Annotated in this window: 7 protein-coding genes; 1 reads left to right on the forward strand and 6 read right to left on the reverse strand. The window is 60.5% G+C overall.

The annotated features are described in order from the left end of the window. Nucleotides 1-119: 119 nt before the first annotated feature. On the forward strand, nucleotides 120-1,160 hold the full coding sequence (locus ACV1FX_RS35530; protein WP_473122185.1) for a helix-turn-helix domain-containing protein: 1,041 nt from the start codon (nucleotides 120-122) through the stop codon (nucleotides 1,158-1,160). Between the two features lie 98 nt (nucleotides 1,161-1,258). Here ACV1FX_RS35530 and ACV1FX_RS35535 read toward each other — a convergent pair whose 3' ends face one another. The 6 genes from ACV1FX_RS35535 to ACV1FX_RS35560 form a co-directional block, all read right to left on the reverse strand. Beyond that, nucleotides 1,259-2,341, reverse strand: a complete 1,083-nt coding sequence (locus ACV1FX_RS35535; protein WP_473122186.1) for an amino acid ABC transporter permease — start codon at nucleotides 2,339-2,341, stop codon at nucleotides 1,259-1,261. Further along, complete coding sequence (locus ACV1FX_RS35540) at nucleotides 2,338-3,486, reverse strand: amino acid ABC transporter permease (RefSeq protein ID WP_473122187.1); 1,149 nt, start codon at nucleotides 3,484-3,486, stop codon at nucleotides 2,338-2,340. Before ACV1FX_RS35540 ends, ACV1FX_RS35535 begins: the two co-directional genes overlap by 4 nt. 57 nt (nucleotides 3,487-3,543) lie before the next feature. Then, nucleotides 3,544-4,566, reverse strand: a complete 1,023-nt coding sequence (locus ACV1FX_RS35545; protein ID WP_473122188.1) for an amino acid ABC transporter substrate-binding protein — start codon at nucleotides 4,564-4,566, stop codon at nucleotides 3,544-3,546. Nucleotides 4,567-4,621: 55 nt separating this feature from the next. Further along, a complete protein-coding gene (locus ACV1FX_RS35550) occupies nucleotides 4,622-4,813 on the reverse strand; it encodes a hypothetical protein (RefSeq protein WP_473122189.1) in 192 nt (63 codons plus the stop codon). 505 nt (nucleotides 4,814-5,318) lie between these two features. Continuing rightward, entirely contained in the window at nucleotides 5,319-5,921 is a 603-nt protein-coding gene (locus tag ACV1FX_RS35555; protein ID WP_473122190.1) for a GNAT family N-acetyltransferase, read from the reverse strand. 210 nt (nucleotides 5,922-6,131) lie between these two features. After that, the gene (locus ACV1FX_RS35560; protein ID WP_473122191.1) at nucleotides 6,132-6,506 is read right to left on the reverse strand and encodes a hypothetical protein; all 375 of its coding nucleotides are present in this window, start codon (nucleotides 6,504-6,506) and stop codon (nucleotides 6,132-6,134) included. Nucleotides 6,507-6,794: the final 288 nt, after the last annotated feature.

The raw sequence follows: 6,794 nt of genomic DNA on the forward strand, positions 1-6,794 counted from the left end.
AAGCGAGGGACAGAATCGTTCAGCCAGGCAGGATCGCGGGCTTCTCAAACGTCCCCGCATTGCGAGCCGGGCGATCTGCGCTTAACTTGGGGTTTGCGCTTTGTATTTCGCGAGGCTCCATGCGTCTGGGAATGCCATTCAACTGGATTACCCGACATGTCGGTGGCGTGGTGCGGCAAGGCCTTTCATTTGAGAAGGTCATGGCGGCATCGTTGATCGATCTGCGGCACGGGGATAGCCGCGACCTCGTCGGCCCGGCCCAGTACCTGCTGTTGTGCCTGAATACCGCGCTCGGCATCAACGACGCCGCTCATGGACTGGCGCGCGGCCGCATTGATCCGGCCTACACGGCGCTCGGCCTTCGCGTGGCGCTTGGATGCGGCACCCTGGAAGATGCAATTTTCGCGATCGCGCGGCTTTATCGAACCGCCTCCGGCGCCGTTCACATCGAGCTGAAGACAACACATGACGTTGCTGAACTCAACATCTGCGCCAACGCGACCGCCGCCACGGACGCATGCCTGCTCGAGGATATCTACCTCAGCTGGATCTTCATGCACTGCATGTACTTTCTCGGCGCTGCGATGCCGGTCATCGAGGTCACGACTCGCGATCCTCTCCACTTCAATCTGGGTCGCAGGCATTTCGCGATCGATGCTCCTGTGCGCCACGGCCCGGTCACCGGAATGCGGTTCCCCCGCGCCTTGCTCGGCCGCCGCACCGCCAATCGCGCCGGCGCCAATCCGCATTGGGAGTGTTTCCGCTTGTGGCTGGACTTCATCGAGCATGAAAGTAGCTCGTTGGACATGCGCAAGGATTTGCACGATCCGAGTCCTGTTCACCTGAAGGATCTTGCCCAGCGGGCAGGCGTCAGCCCCTCGACGATGGGGCGCCGCTTCCTATCCGACGGCGGTTTCCGCCAATCGCGCGAGCGCAAACTCGTGACGGCTGCCATTCGCCAGCTCCAGAGCACCGACGATAGCGTCGAATCGATCGCCGCCGAGCTTGGCTACTCCGACGCGCGAAGCTTGCGTCGCTTCTTGAAGGCAGTCACGGGGGCGACGCCGCATCAAATCCGTGTTGCTGGATCCTGCCCGCACAGCGAGGACGGTGCGGCTCGCCGGCGATTGCTGGAGATCGGCGCGTCGATGGGCACCTAGATGTCGGAGCAATGCATAACTAAAGCGTTTCATATCGCGATTGTGCTTCGTCTGAGTCACAACGGCGCATACGTTTTGGATGCGCAGAGGCACAACCTTCAATGCTGACCCGAGCGACCAAGGCGCCGCTCGAGCCAGAGGCTGTAACGCGAACCGCCATAACCGATCGAGAAATAGATCACCGCCACGACCGAAAACGCCTCCTTGTAAAACCCAAGCCAGTTCGGATCGGTCGCCGCCGCCTTGGCTGCGTTGAGGATGTCGACGATGCCGATGACGGCAAGCAAGGACGTCGCGAGCAGGAATCCAATGGCCTGGTTGATCAAACCCGGGATCACCATGCGTAAGGCCTGTGGCAGGATGACCAGCCGCATCGCCCGCCAATAACCCAATCCAAGCGAGGCTGCGGCCTCCTCCTGACCAATCGGAACGGCCTGCAGACCGCCGCGCATCACCTCGGCGACATAAGCGGTCCAGAACAAGGCAATCATGATCATCGCACGTGGCATCTTGTCGGTGGAGAGCCCAGCCGGGAGTGCCATGGGCAAGATCAGCGTCGCAAAATACAGGATCGCGACCATCGGTATCGCCCGCATGAATTCGATGTAGCCGATCGCAAGCCACTGCAGCGCGCGCATCCTGGATCGCCGTGCCAGCGACAGCAGGATTGCCAACGGTACCGACACAGCAAAGCAGACCGCCCAGACCAGCAGGGTCACCGGCAGCCCGCCCCACTGATTCGACGAAATCAGCGACTGCCCAGGTACGCCGGCCATCAATAGCCCACACAAGACAATGACGACCGGCCAGGCGACCACGAGCCCGCGCCGCCAGAAGCGCGGCATGGCGGTAACAGCCAGCAAGGTAGCGAGCAAGAGACACACAAGCGCCGGGCGCCACGCGAGTTGGACCGGATAAAAAGCGAAGATGATGAAGCGGAGCTTGGCTGCGACGAACGCCCAGCACGCGCCGTCATGCGCCAGGCAGTCTGCCGAAGTTCCGCGCCAGGTCGCGTCAAGCACCAGCCAGCGGAACAGCGGCGGCAGAAGCCACAAGACGAGCAGGCCCACGATGACCGTAATGGCGGAATTCAGCCAGGTCCCGAACAGACCCGTTTGCAGTCGCGTCCAGAGCCGGTCCTTACGCCTTGGACGCAGTCTTCCAGCCTCGATCGCCGTCACGCTGGCCGCTCCCCGCGCAACGCGACCCTGCTGTTGTAGAGATTCATCAACGCCGAAACGCCGAGGTTCAAGGCGAGATAGAGCAGCACGACGATCAGCAGCGCTTCGAATGCCTGTCCGGTTGTATTGGCGGTGGTGTTGACGATGTTCATGAGATCCGGATAGCCGATCGCGACAGCGAGGCTGGAGTCCTTGACGAGATCGAGATAGTTCGAGGTTGTCAATGGCGTGATGACGCGCAAGGCTTGTGGCAGGACGACCAGCCGAATGACCTTGCCGCGATGAAGTCCCAGGGCACGTGCAGCGTCCCATTGTTCCCGGCGGACCGACAGGATGCCGGCGCGAACGATCTCCGCAATGATCGCAGAAAACTTCACGGTCAATCCGACCAGCAGTGCTGCAAATTCGGGCGTCAGGCCGAAGCCGCCTCGAATGTTGAAACCACTGATCGCCGGCACTTCGATGCCAATTTTTGTGCCGCTTACTGCAAGCACCGCGCCGACCGCAAGAATGCTCAAGACGGAGGCAAGCAGCGGAGCCTGCAGCCCTGGCCGCTTCTGCCGCCAGCCGCGCCGCACCAGCCAGATCCAGCCCCCGACCACAGCGGCCGCAAGCAGCATTGCTCCGACCGAAAGATCGCTTATAACAATGCCCGGCACGTACACGCCGCGGTTGGTCAGGAAGACGGCACCAAGCAAGGTGATGGCGTGACGCGGTGGCGGCAGGGTGTGGGCGAGAGCGATCCAGAAGAACAGCTGCAACAACAGTGGTGTGTTGCGAACAATCTCGACATACCAGCGCACGAGACCAGACAGCATCAGGTTGCCCGAAAGCCGCATCATGCCGAGCGAGACACCAAGGATCGTCGCCAGACAGCAGCCCAGCAACGAGAGCTTCGCCGTATTCAAGAGACCGACCACGATGGCCCGCGCATAGCTATCGCCGGCACGGAAGGCAATCATGCCCTCCCCGATCTCAAAATTGGCCGCGCGTTCCAGGAAGTCGAAGCCCGGTGTCACCCCGATCCGCGCCATGGTGGTCGCGATGTTAGCTCCGAGCAGGAAGACGACAGCGAGGACGCCCGCCACGATCACAAGCTGCAACGCCGGCCTTGGACCCAACCAGCCCGTGACCCGGCGCCGCATACCCGGTTTCTTCCCCGCGCGCGATGTTTCGGGCGTAGCGCTCATGAGTGACGCATGTCAGCGGAACGGCGGAGAATATAATAGGCCACCGTTGGTCCAGAGCTTGTTATAGCCACGCTCCCAGCCGAGCGGCTTGAGATGGCGATCGAATATCTCACCATAATTGCCGACCGTCTTGATGATGTTGTAGGCCCATTTCGGATCGAGCCCGATTGCCTGAGCAAGTGAGGGATCGACACCCAGAAAACGTTGGATGGCTGGATCGTCCGACTTCAGGAAGCTGTCGATATTCTGCGAGGTGATGCCCCATTCCTCGGCCTGGATGGTCGCATTCACGGTCCAATTGACGATCTCGAGCCAGCGGTCGTCCCCGCTGGCCACCGCCGGCGCCAGTGGCTCCTTCGACAGTCGCTCCGGCAGCAGGACGTAGTCATTCGGTTTCTTGAGCTGGGTGAGCTTTGCGCCCAGATCTGACGAGTCCTGCGTAATCGCGTCCACGCGGCCGGACTGAAGGGCAGAGACGAATTCGCTGGTGTCCTCGATCGTGACCGGAGTGAACTTATGCTGGCTCTTGCGGAAGAAATCCGCGATGTTGAGCTCGCCTGTTGTGCCGCTCTGAATGCCGATCGTGGCGCCGTCGAGCTGAGATGCCGACGTCACGCCGATGTCTTTGCGGACCAGAATCCCCTGCCCGTCATAGAGGATGGTCGGCCCGAAATGAAACCCGAGCTTGAACGCGCGTGTAATCGTAACCGTCACGCCGGACAGCAGGACATCGTATTCGCCAGATTGGAGCGCCGGCAGACGCTGTTGCGGCGACGAGCTCGTGAACTCCACCCTGTCTGCGTCACCGAAGACCGCGATCGCCAAAGCGCGTCCATAGTCGATGAAGAAGCCCTGCCACCGGCCACTGCTGTCTGGCGCGAAAAATCCGGGCGTGGTGCCGACGCCGACCTTAATAAGACCACGCGACTTGATCCTGTCGAACGTTGGACCGGCAGAGGCGGCCGTTGAGATGAAACCAACCGCGCCGACCAACGACGCAGCAATCCATCTACACCAGCGGCTACGGGTAATCATCCGACTCTCCTCAATGATATTGCAACGATGCTTGATGGGTCCAATTCAACGCTGCTTAGTGCCGGACCTGCCGCCGCTGCTCGATAAGCGCCCTCACCGCACGCTCCGCGGCACGGGCGGAGCCAAAATGACCGCCGTCAAGGCTGTCAAAAGCACGTTCGGATGAGAAGAAGCGAACGCCGCGCTCCTCGCTGACAACGATGCCCGCGGTTTGATTCGATACTTCGATGACATAGGCTTGGGACATAAGTGCTCAATCGCCGGACTCCGGCGCTCCTTGTCTGGTTGTCGATCGCTTTGGATTTGTCGATACGAATCAACAACAGACGCCGGTCGCCGCGGAGACGCAGCGATGAGACATGCGGTTTCGCATGTTGCTCGGCACGCTTCGATCGTTCGTTCTCATTACGGTGGCCCCGAGCGGCACATCATGCTGCTCGTGAATATCCGGTGGAACGGCGCGATAGTCAATAAAATGGGTATCCAAAGTTGGGGCGGCAGCAGCAACAGGGCTTTCGCATTGGGAGCGGAAGCGAGCAAAGTTCTAACGGCGTCGGTCACAAGCGGCCATAAGGCAATAGCTCGTCGAGCAATACAGACGCAAGATTCGGCACCGATCAAATCTACATTTTGGGACGCAAAACACGACGGGGTCCGAAGTACTCTTAGCAATCGACGGACCGGCCGGCGCGTTCCAGCAAGGCGTTCGGCCTCGGCCCTGATCGGCTCATCTCCCGCGACGTGGACGAGGCTCACATCCTCCGAGACTGTCCCACGGATTCAAATGCAAATCTTGCAGTAGTGGAATCCGGGTTCGAGCGAGATCGTGCGCGTTGCCGTCGAGGGTCTAATCGCGATCGCCCCGTAAGATAACCCTGCGCACGTGGGCCAGCGAGGTCTTGCAATGGCAACTTCAGGCGTGGGCCGATCTCTGCAAAACCGGCCTTGACGTACAATGCCAAGCTGGGGTTGCGGCTCCACATCGGCTGCCTTGGTGCGGCCAATTCAAGCTGGCCCCAGCCTTTGACCGTCCCCAGGCTCACGGCAGCCTCAATGAGACGCATCGCGACCCCAGACGATCGCTGGTCCGGCACGACATAGAGCTCTGTGATAGTGGCGTAGGTTCCGCGGGCGAGAAGGGCTGCGCTTTCTGACAACATGATGACGCCGACAGGACGGTCCTCGGTGAAAGCGAGAAACCCATAGACGCGCTCCTTCATGGCGAGGAGTTCGGCTACTAGCTGGGTATCTAGCCCGGCCTGCACCTGGCCGGCGCCAAGCTCGGCGAGTAGGGCAGCAACCATGTGGGTCACCGTTGTGGCGTCATCGACGGATACTTCACGCGTGGTCACCATGTGACATCCTCCTGCAAGCTCAAGCAACCGGGTCCAGCGGCAGCATCGGGAAGGAAGCTGCCGCAGCATCCGACCCGAAGCCGATATGCTGCCAAGTTGAAGGTCGGATGACGTCTTGGTTCACACGGTAGAGAGGTGATAATTTCTTCGTGTCGCTTCAAGCTGAAAACAACGCCAGAGAATCGAAAGATAACCTGTCGGCAATATTGTCTACTCTCCCCCTTCGTAGAAGAGCTCAAGCGGCAGGCCGACCAGCGATTTGCCGATCCAGTCCCGCGCAATCACATTCGTCCGGAAGGCGCCGGAAGAGCATCTCGAAGCGCTGATGGGCGTCGTGGTGAGGCTGCCGCTCGAGCCGTCGGCGATCTTGCCGGTGGCGAGGTTCTTGATGTCGTATCCAGGAGAAATTTCGCCATCCGTCGGCGGCTTTTTGCGCGGTCCGAGGAACTGATGCTCCTCGCCGTAGAAATTGACGAAGCGGCCGGTCTTGGAGTCGCCGTGGATCTCGTCCTTCAGAGGCGCCGCCATTTCGCCGGCGATGCATTCCGGCGTCACGTTGTGGTCGTATTCGCGGCACGACGGCAAACACCCTCAAAACACAATCTTATGAGGGGCACGGGACGCACTTATGAGGTGCAGTGGCACCGAAAACATTGAGGTTTTCGGATTCGCGGTACGCTCTTATGAGGTGCGCGACAAGCGGCCGGCGCGAGACCGCGAGCGATGCAGCCTATGCGCCAAATCCGATAATAGAGAGCGTTTTTAGATTGGCGGCGCGTGGTTTCGGTACCCAACGCGAGCACTCGCGAGGGCGCCGGTAATCTAAAAACGTGTTGGACGAAGCCGCGGGCACACCGCTGCAGCTATGGGTGT

It is taken from the genome of Bradyrhizobium ingae (assembly GCF_055791185.1).